Consider the following 1,457-nt stretch of genomic DNA (forward strand, 5'->3'; position numbering starts at 1 on the left):
ACGAACGGCTCGCGGACTTATGAGAACGAAGCGAGGGCTTCTGAGAGGTTGTCGTGAACCTCGAATACCGAGATCAGTTGCGTGATCTGCAGAATGTCGGTGACCTTGGGCGGCAGATTGACCAGCTTGAGCTGGCCGCCGCGATTGGAGACCGAGGTGAAGGCACTCACCAGCTCGCCGATTCCCGAGGAGTCGATGGTGCTCACCCCTCCGAGATCGACCAGGATATTGCGGGCGCCGGCTTCCAGCGCCTCGGACACCGCCTCACGCAAGGCGACGTCCCCGACGCCGATCGTGATTTTGCCTTTGGGCTCGATAATCGTCACACCTTGCTCGTGACGCGCTTCGATCTTCATGCTCGCTCCTTCAGAATTGAGTTATTCGCGAATTGAGTCTAGTCTCTAATCCGTCCGGATCCCCGCGATCTGCTTGCGTAGAGTCACCACCGTACCGCCTTCGGGTCGGGAGCTGTACTCGATCTCGTCCATGAAGTTGCTCATGTAGAAGATCCCGCGGCCATTCGGCTTGAGCAGGTTCTCCGGCGCCAGCGGATCTTCGACCTCCTGCAGATCGAACCCCTCCCCCTGGTCGACGACGCGGATGATCGCCTGATCGCCGATGATGGCCAGCTCCACTTCGACCTCCTTGTCCGGGTCCTGCCGATTGCCGTGCTTGATGGCGTTGGCCACTGCCTCACGGATCGCGATCCCGACCCAGTGACGCGAATCGTCATCCAGCCCGAGGCGCTCCAGCGCGTCGTCGACGACGACTTGGATCAGGTCGATATGCTCGAAACGGCTACCGATCGAGATCCGGACTTGAGGCTCTTCGACGGGCATCGCGGTGCCGAGTCTAGCAGAACCTCGACCCGGTGGTGAAAGTCAGGTTCCGAAAGCCGATCCGGTCGCGATGATCCGGAGCACGGCGGGAATGACGACCAGGAGCTGAATCGCGTCGAACAGGAAGTGCGCCGCCATCGCCGCGTAGACGCTGCCCCGCCAACGCGTCAGCCAGGCATAGAAGAGCGACAGCAGAAGGACGCCGAACAGCAGGAAGGGCTCGCCGTAGGCGACGTGGGCGCCGGCGAATAGCAGGCTCGACGCCGCGATACCCACCCTCGGCTGCAAAAAGCCACGAAAGAAGAGCTCCTCGACCACCCCGGCCACCAGGCTGACCGCCAGGCGCAGGCCGACCGGCAGCGTCGCCAGCCACACGATCTGCTCCGACGGCTCCCGAGTCAGCGCCTCCTCCCCGCCCATCGCGGCGACCAGCAGGCCCAACAGCAGCGCCGCCGAGAGCACCGCGAGCCAGCCGAGGAGGCCCGCCGAGAGCCCGACCGAGAGCTCAGGGAGAATCCGGCGCGCCCTCAAACCCAGCTGCCTGACCCATACCGGAGGACGCCCACGAACCACTCCGCCGTCGCCGCCGGGATCGAACCTCGAGCCGGTGCCGAATCC

Annotated in this window: 3 protein-coding genes; all 3 read right to left on the reverse strand. The window is 64.0% G+C overall.

Annotated elements, in window-relative coordinates; all coding sequences use genetic code 11:
• Nucleotides 1–17 precede the first annotated feature (17 nt).
• Nucleotides 18–356, reverse strand: a complete 339-nt coding sequence (locus tag GY769_06195) for an STAS domain-containing protein (protein ID MCP4201511.1) — start codon at nt 354–356, stop codon at nt 18–20.
• A 45-nt stretch (nt 357–401) separates the two neighbouring features.
• Nucleotides 402–839: an ATP-binding protein gene (locus GY769_06200; protein ID MCP4201512.1), complete on the reverse strand. Its 438-nt coding sequence runs from the start codon at nt 837–839 to the stop codon at nt 402–404.
• Between the two features lie 42 nt (nt 840–881).
• The coding region (locus tag GY769_06205) for a CPBP family intramembrane metalloprotease (protein MCP4201513.1) at nt 882–1,457 on the reverse strand (576 nt) is incomplete at its 5' end.

It is taken from the genome of bacterium, from assembly GCA_024224155.1.
In the GTDB taxonomy this organism is placed as follows: domain Bacteria; phylum Acidobacteriota; class Thermoanaerobaculia; order Multivoradales; family JAHEKO01; genus CALZIK01.